The organism is Vibrio sp. Isolate23 (assembly GCF_022398095.1).
Classification (GTDB): Bacteria; Pseudomonadota; Gammaproteobacteria; order Enterobacterales; family Vibrionaceae; genus Vibrio; species Vibrio coralliilyticus_A.
In genome coordinates, this window is record NZ_JAKEUV010000001.1 from 561,024 (window position 1) to 577,096 (window position 16,073).

At 46.1% G+C, this 16,073-nt stretch carries 17 protein-coding genes; 8 read left to right on the plus strand and 9 right to left on the minus strand.

All coding sequences use genetic code 11. From position 1 onward, the window contains the following. The first annotated feature begins 58 nt into the window (after positions 1–58). From L1D31_RS02505 to L1D31_RS02520, 4 genes are read left to right on the plus strand one after another with little or no spacing between them, the layout of a single operon-like run. A complete protein-coding gene (locus L1D31_RS02505; protein WP_239835510.1) occupies positions 59–778 on the plus strand; it encodes an amino acid ABC transporter ATP-binding protein in 720 nt (239 codons plus the stop codon). Further along, entirely contained in the window at positions 775–1,572 is a 798-nt protein-coding gene (locus L1D31_RS02510; protein ID WP_239835511.1) for an amino acid ABC transporter permease, read from the plus strand. Before L1D31_RS02505 ends, L1D31_RS02510 begins: the two co-directional genes overlap by 4 nt. A 42-nt stretch (positions 1,573–1,614) precedes the next feature. Then, positions 1,615–2,424, plus strand: a complete 810-nt coding sequence (locus L1D31_RS02515) for a transporter substrate-binding domain-containing protein (RefSeq protein ID WP_171348859.1) — start codon at positions 1,615–1,617, stop codon at positions 2,422–2,424. A 56-nt stretch (positions 2,425–2,480) separates the two neighbouring features. Beyond that, positions 2,481–3,395, plus strand: a complete 915-nt coding sequence (locus L1D31_RS02520) for an amino acid ABC transporter permease (RefSeq protein WP_239835512.1) — start codon at positions 2,481–2,483, stop codon at positions 3,393–3,395. A 30-nt stretch (positions 3,396–3,425) separates the two neighbouring features. Here L1D31_RS02520 and cyoE read toward each other — a convergent pair whose 3' ends face one another. From cyoE to L1D31_RS02540, 4 genes are read right to left on the minus strand one after another with little or no spacing between them, the layout of a single operon-like run. After that, positions 3,426–4,322 carry a heme o synthase gene (cyoE, locus tag L1D31_RS02525; protein WP_239835513.1) on the minus strand — a complete coding sequence of 299 codons (897 nt, stop codon included), beginning with the start codon at positions 4,320–4,322 and terminating at the stop codon, positions 3,426–3,428. Next, positions 4,319–5,353 (minus strand): COX15/CtaA family protein, encoded by a 1,035-nt coding sequence (locus tag L1D31_RS02530; RefSeq protein ID WP_239835514.1) that lies wholly within the window; start codon positions 5,351–5,353, stop codon positions 4,319–4,321. The genes cyoE and L1D31_RS02530 overlap by 4 nt, the downstream gene beginning before the upstream one ends. Before the next feature lie 21 nt (positions 5,354–5,374). Further along, entirely contained in the window at positions 5,375–5,923 is a 549-nt protein-coding gene (locus L1D31_RS02535; protein ID WP_239835515.1) for a hypothetical protein, read from the minus strand. Further along, positions 5,916–6,665: an SURF1 family protein gene (locus L1D31_RS02540; RefSeq protein ID WP_239835516.1), complete on the minus strand. Its 750-nt coding sequence runs from the start codon at positions 6,663–6,665 to the stop codon at positions 5,916–5,918. Before L1D31_RS02540 ends, L1D31_RS02535 begins: the two co-directional genes overlap by 8 nt. On the opposite strand from L1D31_RS02540, the gene L1D31_RS02545 reads away from it, so the two are divergent. Beyond that, positions 6,655–6,894, plus strand: coding sequence for a DUF2909 domain-containing protein (locus tag L1D31_RS02545; RefSeq protein ID WP_239835517.1), 240 nt, complete (start codon positions 6,655–6,657; stop codon positions 6,892–6,894). The genes L1D31_RS02540 and L1D31_RS02545 overlap by 11 nt on opposite strands. A gap of 12 nt (positions 6,895–6,906) precedes the next feature. On the opposite strand, the gene L1D31_RS02550 is transcribed toward L1D31_RS02545, so the two are convergent. Genes L1D31_RS02550 through coxB form a run of 4 tightly spaced genes read right to left on the minus strand, consistent with a single transcriptional unit; the run spans position 6,907 to position 11,219 of the window. Further along, positions 6,907–7,791 (minus strand): cytochrome c oxidase subunit 3, encoded by an 885-nt coding sequence (locus tag L1D31_RS02550; RefSeq protein ID WP_239835518.1) that lies wholly within the window; start codon positions 7,789–7,791, stop codon positions 6,907–6,909. Further along, positions 7,788–8,390: a cytochrome c oxidase assembly protein gene (locus tag L1D31_RS02555; protein WP_239835519.1), complete on the minus strand. Its 603-nt coding sequence runs from the start codon at positions 8,388–8,390 to the stop codon at positions 7,788–7,790. Before L1D31_RS02555 ends, L1D31_RS02550 begins: the two co-directional genes overlap by 4 nt. A 10-nt stretch (positions 8,391–8,400) precedes the next feature. Continuing rightward, on the minus strand, positions 8,401–10,068 hold the full coding sequence (gene ctaD, locus L1D31_RS02560; protein WP_021457923.1) for a cytochrome c oxidase subunit I: 1,668 nt from the start codon (positions 10,066–10,068) through the stop codon (positions 8,401–8,403). Beyond that, positions 10,065–11,219 carry a cytochrome c oxidase subunit II gene (gene coxB / locus L1D31_RS02565; RefSeq protein ID WP_239835520.1) on the minus strand — a complete coding sequence of 385 codons (1,155 nt, stop codon included), beginning with the start codon at positions 11,217–11,219 and terminating at the stop codon, positions 10,065–10,067. Before coxB ends, ctaD begins: the two co-directional genes overlap by 4 nt. A gap of 356 nt (positions 11,220–11,575) precedes the next feature. Here coxB and L1D31_RS02570 point away from each other — a divergent pair, with 356 nt between their 5' ends. The 3 genes from L1D31_RS02570 to L1D31_RS02580 all read left to right on the plus strand — a co-directional run bounded on the left by L1D31_RS02570 (position 11,576) and on the right by L1D31_RS02580 (position 15,119). After that, a complete protein-coding gene (locus L1D31_RS02570) occupies positions 11,576–13,285 on the plus strand; it encodes a phospho-sugar mutase (RefSeq protein WP_239835521.1) in 1,710 nt (569 codons plus the stop codon). 147 nt (positions 13,286–13,432) lie between these two features. After that, positions 13,433–14,329, plus strand: coding sequence for a DMT family transporter (locus L1D31_RS02575; protein WP_239835522.1), 897 nt, complete (start codon positions 13,433–13,435; stop codon positions 14,327–14,329). A gap of 97 nt (positions 14,330–14,426) precedes the next feature. Then, entirely contained in the window at positions 14,427–15,119 is a 693-nt protein-coding gene (locus tag L1D31_RS02580) for a transporter substrate-binding domain-containing protein (protein WP_239835523.1), read from the plus strand. 33 nt (positions 15,120–15,152) lie between these two features. Here L1D31_RS02580 and L1D31_RS02585 read toward each other — a convergent pair whose 3' ends face one another. Next, on the minus strand, positions 15,153–15,986 hold the full coding sequence (locus L1D31_RS02585) for a pyruvate, water dikinase regulatory protein (protein ID WP_239835524.1): 834 nt from the start codon (positions 15,984–15,986) through the stop codon (positions 15,153–15,155). Between the last annotated feature and the right edge of the window lie 87 nt (positions 15,987–16,073).

Genomic DNA, 16,073 nt, shown 5'->3' on the forward strand with positions numbered 1-16,073 from the left:
AATATCTTCTTGATATTGTTAAGGTAGAAATACAAATAAATGCATATAAAGAATCGGCATGAGCGCCATCGATTTTACGCACGTCAGCAAGTGGTACGGCCAATTTCAGGCACTGAAGAATATTAGCCTCTCAGTACAAAAAGGAGAGAGGTTAGTCGTTTGTGGCCCCTCTGGTTCTGGAAAATCGACCTTAATTCGTACCGTCAACGGGTTGGAAACCATCTCAAAAGGCAATATTCAGGTACTCGGCCAGCCTTTGTCTTCTGTATCACCGGGAAAAGTCGGTATGGTTTTTCAGCATTTTAATCTTTTTCCTCACTTAACCGTATTAGAGAACCTGACACTGGCACCGATGCGCACATTGAAGCAGTCGAAACAACAAGCTATCGATACAGCCATGCACTTTCTAGATCGCGTCAACATCGCGGAGCAGGCAAACAAATATCCCGTTCAATTGTCTGGTGGGCAGCAGCAGCGTGTCGCGATTGCACGTTCTTTGTGTATGAAGCCCGAGATTTTGTTGTTTGACGAGCCAACCTCCGCTTTAGATCCAGAGACCATCAAAGAAGTTTTGGAAGTCATGACAGATTTAGCCACAGACGGCATGACAATGATATGCGTAACACATGAAATGGGCTTTGCCCGAAAGGTGGCCGATAGAGTGATATTTATGGATCAGGGAGAAATACTCGAAATGGCTACTCCTGAGCAATTGTTCAGTACACCTCAACATCCGAGAACACAACAATTTCTGGAGCAGATCCTGAGCCACCAATGATTAGCCGAATTTTAAAGCCCGTTTTATCCGCCTTAACTCAGGTCCTAATACTAGGTTTAGGGCTATGGTGGCTGCTGGATTCTGGAGCGAAAGCAATAGATTACCAGTGGCAATGGCACCGAGTACCTGACTATATCGCCTTCTATGAAGATGGTGAGTGGTGGCCTGCTGAACTGCTCGAAGGCTTGTGGGTCACTATCAAGATATCGGTATGGAGCCTAATGTTTACTCTGCTGATTGGAATGCTGACGGCTTTGCTTAAGCTTTCTCAGTCTGTTGTAGGTCGAACCATCGCAAATACTTATATTGAGCTGATTCGCAATACGCCGCTTCTGGTTCAGATATACCTTTTATATTTCGTCTTTGGGCCTGTGATCGGCCTTGATAGATTCGCGACTGCGATTTTGGCGCTCTCACTTTTCCAGGGTGCCTACACCGCTGAGATTTTTCGTGGAGGTCTGAACAGCATCCCTAAAGGTCAGTTTGAGGCTGCTCGCTCCCTTGGACTCAGCCCTTTCTCTACCTACTACGACGTTATTTTCCCGCAGTTACTACAAAGAACGTTACCGCCTTTAACCAATGAAGTGGTTTCTCTGGTTAAGAACTCCTCAATTGTGAGCGTAATGGCCATATTCGACCTGACGACAGAAGGAAGAAACATTGTTTCGGAAACCGCGATGCCATTTGAGATATGGTTTAGCGTGGCAGCGATATATCTTTTGCTCACACTGTCACTCTCGGGAATCTCCGCTTGGCTAGAACACAAACTTGGCGCCCAATGGCGTGCTCAATAATAAGGAAATCAAATGAAACACTTAGGACAAAAGATTCGTTCGTTGAGAGCTTTCAAGCAAGCGATTACCGCTTTGCTTGGGCTAGCAGTAGCGCTACCAACGCTTGCCAGTGAAACCCCAAATTTGGATAAGATTAACGAGCGCGGTACCTTACGCGTCGGAATGTCGACCTTTGTCCCATGGGCAATGCGCGACAAGCAAGGGGATTTAATCGGCTTTGAGATCGATGTAGCTGAACGTCTTGCCGCGGACTCTGGCTGGAAAGTTGAATTTGTACCCACAGCTTGGGACGGCATTATTCCAGCACTGCTGGCGAAAAAATTTGATGTAATTATTGGCGGCATGAGCGTGACTCCCGAACGCTCTAAGAGTGTCTTATTTACCACTCCTTATTCACACTCTGGTGTTCAGGTGGCTGCGAATAAAGAACTGGCTTCAGGCTTTTCTGAAATGAGCGATTTCAACTCTCGACGCGTTAAAATCGCAGCACGCCGTGGCGCCTTCACGGTACAAGTCGCTCGAGAGGCTTTTCCGAAAGCTAAGATTCTTCAGTTCGACGATGATGCTCAAGCATTTCAGGAAGTCCTCAATGGTAACGCTCACGCTGTGATTGCTTCTAGCCCTAAACCTGAACACGAAGCTGTCAAAAATGCTGACAAGTTGTTTATCCCGTTTAACGAGCGCCTGTCTAAGGGCAACGAAGCGTTCGCCGTTCGTCTTGGTGAAAACGACAAACAAGCCTTCTTCGACCAGTGGATACAAGCCCGTACCGAGGATGGCTGGCTTGAGCAAAGATACGAGTACTGGTTCGCGACGCTCGACTGGCAGCAGCAAGTTGCAACCGGTCAATAACCACGTTTCTTAAACCTAGGATGATTGATAAGACATAAAGATTAGCAGGACGTCAGGTGAATAAATCGAATTTACTGACCGCCAGTCAGGACAGAAAACCCAGCTTAAGCTTCAATAAGCTAGATTTAGTTTTATTGCTTGCTTTAGCTGTGTTTGGATTCTGGCTTTACCAACGCGCTTCTATTGGAGTGAATTACACTTGGCGATGGAGCGAAGCATTCACGCTAATCTTTACTTCACGCTCTGATGGGTCGTTGCCCTACTTCATTCAGGGTGTGATCTCGACATTACGACTCAGTATTTGGGGAATGCTATTGGCACTAACCTTGGGAACATTCATTGGTGTGGCTAGGCATTCTTCCATTTACATATTTCGCTCACTGGCTAATGTGTATATCCAGTTAATCCGAAATATTCCCCCGCTGGTCTTCGTGTTTATCTTCTACTTTTTTATCTCAAATCAGCTCATTCCCGCTATCGGATTGGAAGGGATTCTGAGGGAGTACTCCGGAGAGTCGAATGCGTTGCAGTCGATGTTGTTCGGGCCTAAGTCCCTATGGGAAAATCTACTGTCTGGCGTACTTTGTGTCGGGATCCTTTCCTCTGCCTATGTGGCTGAAATAGTACGTTCAGGTTTGGCTGGCATAGCAAAAGGACAATGGGAAGCGGCAGACGCATTAGGGATGTCCACTTGGGCTAAGTACCGCTTGATCATCGCCCCTCAGGTATTAGCCGCAATTACTCCTGCACTTGCCGGACAAGCCATTTCATTGGTCAAAGATACTTCGATTGTGTCACTGATTTCGATTCAAGAAATGACTTTCGTTGGCACAGAGATGGCAAACTCCTCCGGCCTTATTTTTGAGATTTGGTTGATAGTAGGCGCCACTTACCTGATATTTTGTCTGACGCTTTCTACCTTATTTCAAAGGCTTGAGCGTCACTCATTAAAACATCAAACAAATGGCTAGACAGGTACTTCTCTCAAATCAAAACTTCCCTCAAATCAAATAGTGCTCGGCTAATAGCGCTGAGAACAGCAACATCAGGTGCCAAATAGAGAACTTAAATGTTTTGATGGCTTGCTTCTCGTCAGTACCAAATTTCAGCTTCCAAGCGTGATAGACAAACAACGCAGACAGTATTGTTACAGAGGCTAGGTAGAAGACTCCTGCCATCCCAACCAATACAGGGAAGAGGCAAACGATAAGTAACAATACGGTATAAAGCAGTATTGATGTTTTTGTATATTCCTCACCGTGCGTGACAGGCAGCATTGGTATATCGGCTTTGGCATAATCCTCTTTGCGATGAATCGCTAACGCCCAAAAATGCGGAGGGGTCCATATAAAGATAATCATCACAAGCAGCCAAGCATTAGCATGCATTTCACCCGTGACTGCAGTCCAACCTAGTAACGGTGGCATCGCACCAGCAATCCCCGCAATAACGATGTTTTGTGGCGTAGCTCGCTTTAAGTACATGGTGTAGATAACGGCATAACCCAGCAAACTGGCAAAAGTCAGCCAAGCCGTCAACGCATTCACCCACACATACAGGACCACAAATCCAGCGAGCCCGATTCCAGTGGCAAACGCAAACACATTGCGCACATTGAGTTCACCAGATGGCAGAGGTCGCTTGTACGTTCGAGCCATAACTGCATCAATTCGTCGGTCAATCAGGTGGTTAAATGCTGCAGCAGAACCTGCCATCAAGGCAATCCCCAACATACCAAGAATCGATTGCTGAACAGGCAGAGATCCTGGCACCGCCAAACACATACCGACCAGAGCTGTAAGCAGCATTAAAGCAACCACCTTCGGCTTAGTCAGAGTGAGGTAGGTTCGCCATAACGATCGGTCTTGTTCAGAGATGTGACTGATAAAATTACTCATCGCGAACTCTCCTTGCGAAAAAATCGAGTGGAATGGGCATTAGCAGTGACTTTCTGTCGCAGAAGATAATTGACATGGAGGACTGAAAGCAGCAACAAAGCGGCGACTAGGTTATGCGCAACCGCCACCACAAGCGGTAAGCTAAGTAGGACATTAGCAATACCTAAACTAATTTGTAGAATCAGCAACACACCCACTTTGAAAGCGGCACTTGTTAGCTTAGGATTTCTGGCACATAGCAACGCACAAAGTAAACTGATGGACAACAGGGCCACCAGCACAGCACCAAATCGGTGCGTCACATGAATGGTCATCCGAGCGCCATAATCTAGCGTGCCAAACTCGTAGGCTTCTTGCTTGGGTTGTATCAACTGAAAAGCGCGGTCAAAATCCAGATGCTCTGTCCAGTTCCCTTCACATACCGGTAAGCTTGTACACATTAAGGCGGCGTAGTTAGATGACGTCCAGCCGCCCAAAGCTATTTGAATAACAACAAAACACAAAGTGACAGAGGCGAGAAACTTTAACCAACTAGATACATGAGGGACTGCTTCAATGGGTGACTTGCGATCAAGTAGTCTCCAATACAGAAGCGCAAGTAGACAAAACAGTGTAAACCCGCCAAGAAGGTGCCCCATCACTACCAGTGGCATCAGCTTCATGGTTACCGTCCACATACCCAAAAGCGCCTGAAAAACCACCACTAAAGAGATCACAATCGGTAGACCATAAGGCAACGACTTCTCTTTAATCACTCGAAATGAAATAGCAAACACCAATAAACCCAACGTGCCCGCAAAATAGCGGTGGATCATTTCCAGCCAAGCTTTATTCGCTTCAACAGTGAGCTCTGGATACAAGGATTTTGCTAGTGCTATTTCTTGTTGATCGTTAGGTACGGTCAACTGGCCATAACATCCCGGCCAATCAGGACATCCTAGTCCAGCGTCAGCCAGTCGAGTATAGGCACCAAGCATGATGACAATAAAAGTCAATACGAGACTTAGGCGAACTAAATTGGTCAATCCCATAACCAAACTCCTTCCCTGCTGTTAGCCTACTCTTGATAACTTAAGTAGCTTCCTTAAGTCCGCCAGTACATCTTTGCTTTGACGGACCAAATCGTCTTGTGATTCCACTTTGGGATAATGCATCACCAATTGGCCCAATGGGTCAACAATGACGTACTCAAAGTCAGACACAACCTGATGGAAGGCTTGATTTACTTTGATAGCTTCAAGCCCCCCCTTTTCTAATACCGAAGTATCGCTGAGCTCTGAGACAAGCAGCACTGGCGCAACGCGGCTCTGATATTTACCCAGCGCTAAATGACTTTGACCCAGCAAGTACACCTGCTTCTCGCAAAATTCATCACATTGCTGTGGAATCAAATACCCCAACTGCCATTGCTCGCTTGCATAAGGGTTGCTAATTCCAAGCCCATCAAAACTTTGCTTTGGTTCAATCAATTGGCCTTTGTTTGTCACACCAGACTCATACCAATGATTGGCGAGAAATGTCTTGGCAATGACTACGGGCAAAGCAAACATTAGTACCAAGGCAACCAGAATGATTCTGCCTCTTGTTACCGGATTAGCCATCCTGACCTCCTTGCATTAATGCTCTAATAAAAACCCAACCACTCAACAGCACTAGGGCCACAGCCATGCTAAACCACTGAACGGCATATCCTGTGTGTTTAGCGGAACCTAGCGGGACAGGTTTCCAAGGCTGCCCATAGGGCCAATCTGACGTGTGAGGCTGTAAAATGTAAGGCTCTATTGGGTGCTGCCAATATTGTTCAAGTTCAGCAATATTGAGATTTTGAATTCGATGCGGCACACCCGGTTCAATATACAGCCCATCACTTAGCGGATTTAAAGAGCGCTGGTAAACTCTCGCTTCTGATATTAGTGGGCTGTTCAGCCAGTCAACGTTGGGCAAGTTATCTCGCTGGCCCTTTGAAGGAATAAAGCCACGCTCTACCAAAACCGCCCTATCAACCCCAAACTCCATAAGCTGATAAGCCAAATAGCCAACTTCACCTTGATAGGTTTGATTATCGAGCAATAGGTACTTTCCCTCGATGGGTCTTAATTCAGCGGTAACCCGCATACCTGTAAGATAGCGAGTCTCGGTAACGTTTAGCTGAGTAATATCGCGTGCAGGAGCCTGCTCTCTTACATCCAGAAACCGCTCCATTTGTTGCTTTTCTTGGGCTCTCGATAGTTGCCACAAGCCTAAGTTGACCAAAATAGAAAAGGCAACCACAGTTAATAACAGACCAACCCAAAACGAGTACGACTTCATCTGAACTGATAAGGAAGACTTTATGGTATTCATCTTCAAATCTCTGTTGGTAGTGTTACTACTGTTTATCATCGTAAACCTCGCAAGAGCGATGCTCGAAATGGTGAAAGGGCCTCAGCCTGAAAGTGATGAGGAGCCTCGCCAAGATAAACCTATGAGTTATTACCTTGGCCGACGAGTGTTCCTCTCTGCAATCGCCGTTGTGTTATTGATCGCCGCCCTTCTTACAGGTTTTATTGAACCTAATGTTCGTCCTTACTAAGGGCGAACACACCTACAGCACATAAACAAAAACAAACAGACATAGCCAAACCACATCGACAAAGTGCCAGTACCAGCTGCCTGCCTGAAACGCGAAGTGATCCTTAGGAGTAAAATGATCTTTTGCCACACGGGCGAGCAGTATGATTAAGAATGTCGTCCCTAACAAAACGTGCATGCCGTGGAAGCCAGTCAATAAGAAGAAAGTGTTGCCATATATCCCGGATTGCAGAGTAAGATTCAGATCCTGATAAGCATGGGCATACTCAACACCTTGGTAGTAAAGGAAAAAGCCCGCCAGAACAATCGTAATTTCTAGCCATACAATGAGCGCCATGCGTTTGTTCTGCTCAAGACTCGTATGGGCCATATGCAAAGTAATAGAAGAAGTCAGAAGAATCAGGGTGTTGATGAGCGGAATCCCCTGCCACCCCATCGCTTGAGTTGTGACACCATCGGGTGTGGTCGTCAGTGGCCAAAGTGCTTCAAACGCAGGCCACAGAACTTCATGAGTCATAGCGTTGTTACTCGCGCCACCCAACCAAGGCACTGAGATCATGCGCGTATAAAACAGTGCTCCGAAAAAGGCGCCAAAGAACATCACTTCAGAGAAGATAAACCAACTCATCCCTTGCCTGAAAGAGCGCGAGATTTGCTCAGAATACTTACCTGTCATCGACTCGGTAATCACATTACTAAACCAACCCGCAAACATGTAGAGCAGGAACAGGAATCCAGCCAGTAGAATCAGCTTGCCGAAAACACTGCCTTCTCCACCTTCGGCCATGTTCTGCACCGTGATCCCCGCACCAACTGCGATAAGAAACAGCGCAACCGCTCCGACAATTGGCCAGCTGCTTTGAGCCGGAACATAATATGATTGATGTTTTGAACTCATGGCTTAGCTCCTTGCTGTGTGAGGTCGCCACTCGGTTCCATTCGTGCTACTTCAACGGGTTGAGGAACCTTATCCGTAATGTCGTAGAGGGTATACGACAGCGTTAATGTATGAATCGACTCCGGAATGTCTGGCTCAATGTAGAAAATCAAAGGCATCTCGGCTTTCGCCAGACTTTCCAGTGGTTGGCGATTAAAGCAGAAACATTCAATTTTGTTGAAATATGACGCCCCCATACCCGGTGATACCGAAGGGACGGCTTGACCGATAGTTGCTATGGATGACTGGTTTGTTGCTATGTAGGCCGTCTGAATCACTTCTCCGGGATGCACATCCATTGACTGTTGCTTAGGTTCGAACAACCAAGGCATACCCTGATTTCTGTGTGCCATAAACTCAACTCGAATAAGACGTGATGTGTCAGGAACCATCCCCTGTGGCTGTAGCGCAGACTCAGTGTTTGTTTTTCCATTGATTCCTAATGCCTCGCACATCACGTCATATAACGGGACAAGCGCAAAACCAAAGCCAAACATTGCCACCACTGCTGCCAGCAGTTTTAAGGTTAACTTGTTATTGGATTGCTGTTTTCCATCCATAACGCTTCCCTCAATCCACTTTCGGTGGGGTAGAGAATGTATGGTGCGGTGCTGGGCTTGGTACTGTCCACTCCAACCCTTCAGCACGATCCCACGGTTTTGCCTCAGCTTTTTCTCCTCCACGGATACATTTAATCACTAACCAGAGGAAAATGAGCTGAGACAAACCAAAGGCAAAACCACCAATCGACACTATCTGATTGATGTCGGCAAACTGAATTGCATAGTCAGGAATGCGTCGTGGCATCCCAGCTAAGCCAAGGAAATGCATCGGGAAGAATAAGACGTTGACCGAAATTACTGAGCACCAGAAATGCCACAAGCTCAACTTGTGGTCATACATATGCCCCGTCCATTTAGGTAACCAATAATAAGCGGCTGCCATAATCGAGAATACCGCTCCTGAAACCAGCACATAGTGGAAATGCGCAACCACAAAATACGTATCGTGATACTGGAAGTCAGCAGGAACAATCGCCAGCATAAGACCGGAGAACCCACCGATGGTAAACAGAATAATGAAAGCAATGGCAAACAACATCGGTGTCTCGAATGTCATCGCGCCCCGCCACATCGTAGCCACCCAGTTGAACACTTTGACCCCAGTGGGCACTGCAATCAGCATGGTGCAATACATAAAGAATAGTTCGGCGAATACGGGCATCCCTGTTGTAAACATATGATGTGCCCAAACCAAGAATGACAGCAGCGCGATACTACAAGTGGCATACACCATCGAGTGATAACCAAACAATTTTTTACCACTGAACGCAGGAATGATGGCCGACACAATACCGAACGATGGCAAGATCATGATGTACACTTCCGGGTGACCGAAGAACCAGAAGATATGCTGGAACATCACAGGATCACCACCACCCGCAGCATCAAAGAATGATGTGCCGAAGTACTTATCAGTAAGAACCATCGTCACCGCCCCCGCCAGTACAGGCATGACGGCAATCAACAAGAAAGCAGTAATCAACCAAGTCCAAACAAACATTGGCATCTTGAACCAAGTCATCCCCGGCGCTCTCATATTGACGATGGTGACAATCACATTGATCGCGCCCATGATCGAGCTAATCCCCATAATGTGAACTGAGAACACAAACAGCGCAGTACTGTCAGGCCCATAAGTCGTAGAAAGCGGCGCATAGAATGTCCAGCCGAAATCAGGGCCTCCACCTTCAGTAAATAACGAAGCAATCAGGATTAAGAACGCAAAAGGTAAGATCCAAAAACTGAGGTTGTTCATCCTTGGCAACGCCATATCTGGTGCGCCAATCATCATCGGAATCATCCAGTTGGCTAAGCCAGTAAAGGCTGGCATGACCGCACCAAACACCATGATTAAACCATGAACTGTGGTCATCTGGTTAAAAAACTGAGGCTCGACCAATTGCAGACCGGGTTGAAATAGCTCAGCGCGGATGATCATCGCCATCGCTCCGCCGGTCAGGAACATAATGAAACTGAACCAAAGGTAAAGCGTCCCGATGTCTTTGTGGTTGGTCGAATAAATCCAGCGGGCTATGCCAGAAGGCGCTTCGTGATGCTCATGATCATCGTGTTCATCAATGGCAATCGCACTGTTTGCTCTTCCTAACTCGGCATCAGCCGCTGGTGCTGATTTTACTGATTCAGAATTCATTGACTCAGGTTTGGACGTTTTCATTGTCCCTCCTTGGATGCCTTAAATGCATTCACATCGGATGCTTGCACCACATCACCCGTACTGTTTCCTAAACCGTTACGTTGGTAAGTCACGACAGCGGCAATTTCTTTGTCAGACAACTGATTAGCAAATGCCTGCATCGCTGTTCCTGATCGGCCATTGACCACGATATCAATGTGATTCGAAACATCACCATTCACGACTTTACTACCAGTGATTGCAGGGAATGCCCCCGGAATACCCGCACCACTGACCTGATGACAGACGGCACATCGGTCGACATACACTTTCTCGCCTATCGTCATCAATTCTTCTTGCGACAGCGATGCGGTCAAAGAGGCGGCAGCTTCTTGTTTCGCTTTCTCTATCTCTGCTTTTTTCGCCAACAACCAAGCGTCGTATTTATCCTCTTCCATGGCATGAACGACAATTGGCATAAATCCGTGGGCTCGGCCACATAACTCTGCACACTGACCTCGATACACACCAGGCTCATCAATACGTGTCCATGCTTCATTAATAAACCCAGGAATAGTGTCTTTTTTCACTGCAAAATCAGGGACCCACCAAGAGTGAATCACATCATCGGAAGTCAGGAGGAATCGTACTTTTCGATTGATTGGCAACACGAGAGGGTTATCAACTTCAAGAAGGTAATGTGCGCCTTTGTCCTCTATACCATCAATAGCTTTTTGGCTGGTTGCTAACAAGCTGAAAAATTCGACATCTTCACCAAAGTAGCTGTAATGCCACTTCCATTGAGAACCTGTAATTTTGACCGTCAGATCGGATTGGGAAGTATCTTCCATCGCCACCAGTGTGCGCGTTGCCGGAATCGCCATTAAAACCAAAATGATAATAGGAATGACCGTCCAGATAACTTCCACTTTGGTACTTTCATGGAAGTTAGCTGCCACTGCCCCTTTTGATTTTCTATGATGGTACATGGAATAGAACATGGCCCCGAAGACTACGACAGCAATAGCGCAACAGATATAGAAAATCAGCATGTGTAAGTCATAGACTTCATTACTGATACCTGTCACACCTTTAGTCATGTTCAAGGTGTTTTCTTCAGCATTAACTGAAGTAGCAAAACCAACAAACAAAAAATTGATCAGTTGCCACAGTGAAACCTGTAATCTTTTCAAAAGACCTCTCCTCTGCCTGAGGCATCATCTCTGATGATTTAATCAAGGCGCCCTAAGCCTAAATGACACAAAAAAGTCCTATTGGGCAAATGGGTGCGGAAAATTCCTTGTAAACAGCAAATTTGACGTATTTTGTTATAGTTATGTTAATAAAAGCTAGTTGGCCTTTAAGAATTGTGCAAGAAAGTGCTAATGGAAATGTTGCTTATTTGAGCAGGTTAAATTGAAGATTGATCACAATACTTGATTTAACGATTGCGCTCTCGCAAGTGATAATCAATATCATTTAATATCCATCCATTATTTCTCAAATGTCATACACTTGGGATAACAATAGTCAAAGGTAGAAATAAGTTATGATGGAACAAGTTACTCGTTGGTTGGAAAAAGATCCGGATCCACTTACACGTGAAGAACTTCAGCGTTTAATTGATGAAGAGCAATACCAAGAATTAACAGACAGATTCAGTCAGAGGCTAGAGTTTGGTACTGCAGGTTTACGCGGAAAAGTGGGCTGTGGTCCAAACCGCATGAACCGACTGGTTATTCAGGAAACCGCTGCTGGACTTGGCCACTACCTCATCCAACAGGTGCAAGACGCGGAAAAACGCGGTGTTGTTATTGGTTATGATGGTCGTCCGGATTCAAAACAGTTCGCTCATGATACCGCCTCAGTCCTGACATCACTGGGTATCAAAGTGTATTTGACTCACGATGTGGCAGCAACACCGATTGCCGCCTTTGGTGTACGCCATTTTAATGCTGCCGCCGCTGTTGTTGTCACAGCCAGCCACAACCCACCAGAGTACAATGGCTTCAAAGTATATTGGGAAAACGGTGCACAAATCATTCCACCGCATGATTCGGGTATCGCTGGAGAAATCGACGAAGCCGCGACTAAACCCATTCCTCTGATGAACCTTGATGATGCAGAAAAGCATGATCTTCTCGTGTGGCTAAAACAAGACTACTACGAAACTTACCGCCAAACGATGAATGGCAATCCACTACTGGCCAATCATCAACAGCCAGAGGCGGTTGGCATTGCCTATACCGCAATGCATGGTGTCGGTGCTGATATGGCAGAAACATTGTTAAAAGATGCTGGCTTCAGCAAAGTTTACAGTGTCGCTGAGCAGCGTGAACCGGATGGTGCTTTCCCAACCGTCAACTTCCCTAACCCAGAAGAAGCTGGTGCCATGGATATGGTGGTCGCGTTGGCAAAAGCTAATAACGCCGACATCGCTTGCGCCAATGACCCTGACGCAGACCGCTTTGCAGTGGCTGCTCGTCGACCTGATGGCGAATACCAGATGCTGACCGGCGATCAGGTGGGCTCTCTCTTTGGTCACTACCTACTGAACCGTACTGATGCAACCAAACAACTGATTGGTAACACCATAGTGTCCTCCACTCTACTCAAGAGGATTGCGCTTTCTCATGGGGCTGAATACTACCAAACTCTAACTGGTTTCAAATGGCTGACCAATATCGCCATGCAAAAACAAACCGCAGAGAAGCAATTCTTGTTCGCTTATGAAGAAGCACTAGGCTACACCGTGGGTAATAAAGTGTGGGATAAAGATGGCTTGTCTGCTCTGGTCGCTTTCTCTCAGCTAACCGCCGAGTTAAAGAGTCAGGGGAAAACGGTGTGGGATCAGCTGGAAAGCATTTATCGCGAGCACGGTATGTACATCAATGCTCAACATAGCACAGCACTGGATCCAAAAGCACCGCCTGTAGGTGACAAGCTACGGGCCGCGCAGCCAAGTCAAATCGCGGGCCGTAAAGTCGAAGTGATTGAAGATTTGAAGTCTTCAACACGTACCTTTGCAGACGGAAAAACTGAATCTATTGACCTACCAACGAGTGATGTACTGATTTATCAACTATCTGGCGGAGCACGCGTCATCGTTCGCCCATCAGGCACAGAGCCTAAGCTGAAATGCTACTACGAAGTCGTCGAAGCATTTGATGCAGCTGATAGCTTTTCCGTCGCGGAAGAAAAAGCAGAACTAGCGCTGGACATGTTGATTAGTGAACACCAGACAAGCCTCGACCACTAAAATACAAGAGTAGAAACAGTAATGGTTTTAAAGCGGCTTGAACGGCCGCTTTTTTATATCCCAACCCTTCTTTCATCTGCCTAACGCTTTCAAACTGGCAAATATGTTAAAGTTCGACTTCTACTTTCTGCTAGCGACCTATTTTCTATGAATACCACTTTCTCTATCATTCCTGTCGGGGTGCGCTTTATGTTGCTTTCTGCACTTGGCTTTGCCTTGATGTCAGCCTGCGTGAAGTACGTAAGCAACTATGGTATTCCCGTGTTTGAGATAGTTGCTGCTCGGGCACTAGTTTCTTTGGTGATCAGTTACTTGGATGTCAAGCGCAAGCGCATTTCAGTTTGGGGGCACAATAAGCCCTTGTTAATGCTTCGCGGTGCAGTCGGTACGGTCGCTCTCATGTGTGTTTACTATTCGGTGACAACCCTCCCGCTCGCGGAAGCAACCATACTTCAATATGTTCATCCTGTATTTACTGCATTATTGGGCGTTTTCTTCCTAAAAGAGCGCATTCAATTCTCTACCCTGCTTTGCATCGCACTTTGCCTTTTAGGGTTAGGCGTCATAGTACAACCCAGCATGCAAGCCGGTTCCAGCTCAGACTTACCGCTATTCAGCGTGATGATGGCACTGCTTGGAGCCATGGGTAGTTCTATTGCTTATGTCATCGTTCGAAAGTTAAGTCAAACAGAAGACAGCTCAGTGATTATTTTCTATTTTCCACTGATGGCCCTACCAACCTCTATGGTGTTGATAGGCGATGATTTTGTGTGGCCAAGTCTATTTTTGACCATGATGCTGATCCTAGTTGGCGTCTTTACCCAGATAGGTCAGTATGGGCTAACCAAAGCGATGCAGACTCAAGCCGCAGGGAAAGCCTCAGCCTATTCCTATGTACAAATTGTTTTCTCAGCTCTGCTTGGCGCTTGGGTGTTTAACGAAATCCCATCCTATTGGACATATTTAGGCGGCTCACTAATCGTTATTGGCGCACTGATTAACGTTTTCGGCCAACACCTAAGACCGTTTCAGCGCGCAAGGTAGCTTAAACCCTCTCGGGGTGCCTATACTTGTCTTTAACAATGACAATGAAAACACCCCGATGAATTCACGAGTTTGTTTTTGCCTTCTGATTCTTCTGATGAGCTCTAACACCCTAGCAAAGGCGATAGAGTTACGTGACGTGCACCTGAGTATCTGCGGCGACTCTATTGACTGGCCTCCCTATACATACCTAGATGGAGAAGATGTCAAAGGCCTTGATCTCGAAGTACTTAATGAGCTTTTGCTGCCACAAAACATCACATTCAATTTTACTATGACATCGTGGACCCGTTGCCTGAAAGGCACCAAGAACGGGGAGTTTCAAATAGCAGTCAGCGCTTCCCACTCTGAAGAGCGTGCAAAGCACTACCTATATACAACTTGGTACTATCACATCACCCCCTACTACCTATACAAAAAATCGCAGTTTCCACAAGGCATATCCATTAATCGCGCAGCAGAATTAGAACAGTACAAAGTGTGCGGGCTCCATGGCTATAACTATGGTGATTTTAGGTTAACGAACGTAGAGCAGTACACGCACAGTATGCATGAGCTCGTCACAGAGCTTCATCAGCTGCGATGCGAGGTTATTCTGTCTTGGCAAGAGATACTGGAAGGCATTAGAAACGTTTGGGGAATTACTTACGTAAGTGAAGACATTGAATCTAAGCCGATTCCAAATATGCCTAAGCATAAGTTTTATATGCTGATTTCTAAGCAGTATGAGCATGGGCCAGCGCTGAAAAAAATTCTCGATAAAGGTTTGAGAGAACGTCAGACCAAGTGAAGACTGTCTGATCCAACGATAAGCCCACTCATTTTACAGTAAACGTCTTCTTAACCCTGCTTTCTCAAGAATACGAGTTGAAATCTCTTCAACTGATAACGATGAAGTATTGATATACGGAATCGCTTCTCTACGGAATAGCGCCTCCACACTCTCGAGTTCATTGATGCACTGTTCTGTACTCGCATATTCACTGCCCGCCAAACGGTTCTCGCGAATTTCCGTCAATCTTTCAGGATCTATCGTCAAGCCAAACAACTTATGGCGATGAATTTCGAATTCTGGCAACAGTCTTAGGCGACGAATGTCTTCTTCAATGAATGGATAGTTCACAACTCGCAGGCCAAATTGCATCGCCATATAAAGGCTGGTTGGCGTTTTTCCACTTCGCGATACACCCAATAAGATAATGTCAGCTTTATCTAGCCCCTTAAGCGTAATTCCATCATCATGCGCTAAGGTGTACTCAATTGCTGCGATACGATCAAAATAAGTATCAGAATCTTTACCCACACTCCGTGAGCGCTGCAGCTTCGGTTTTGGCTCCATCTGGATATCATCTTTAACCTGTTGGACGATACTCGCCAGCACATCGTAGCTGAACGCAGGGGCTTTCAATAATTTCTGTTTGATCTCCGGAATAACGATGGAAAAGAACACTAAAGGTTTCACTCCGTGCTCTTGGTAAGACAGCTCAATCTCTTTGAGAAGATCAGCCAATTTATCTTCACTTTCGACAAACGGAAACGTTTTTTCGTTAGCGTTAAACGGGAATTGACCCAAAACAACATGGCCTAATGTCTCACATGTTATGGCCGTTCCGTCAGAAACATAGAATACATCACGACTTTGAATATCAATTTGCATGTTTTATTTAAACTTTAAAATTCTTTTGAGTAGGATGGTCACCATAATATCGATAATAAAACCCGGCTGACAGTTACGTCCCCCACA